The following is a 256-nucleotide window of genomic DNA, read 5'->3' as shown; positions in this document are numbered from 1 at the left end:
CTTGTTGTGCATTGCTGAAAGAAACCTTTTTCCGGTGCTGGATCATTGAGCGTCATAAAGTCTGGCATTTGACTTTCGTAAATGATGGATTTATCAGGATCAGGATCTTGAATGTTGCGAAGAACCGACCAATATTGATATTTTGTATCAGGTTTGATGAAAGGGTAGAGGAATTCAGTGTTGTCGAGGATTTCGGGGATTTTTTTGTAATCCTCGGAAACCGTTTTTTGGGAAAGGAATAAACCCGGTATTAGAA

The 256-nt window shown here is 39.5% G+C and carries 1 pseudogene; it reads right to left on the bottom strand.

Annotated elements, in window-relative coordinates:
• Positions 1–256: pseudogene (locus SCA31_RS24410) on the bottom strand (hypothetical protein); the annotation flags it as partial.

Source organism: Chryseobacterium sp. SIMBA_028 (assembly GCF_046535285.1).
Lineage (GTDB): Bacteria > Bacteroidota > Bacteroidia > Flavobacteriales > Weeksellaceae > Chryseobacterium.
The sequence above is the reverse complement of the archived record's forward strand: the minus strand, read 5'-3'. Positions and strand labels throughout refer to the sequence as shown.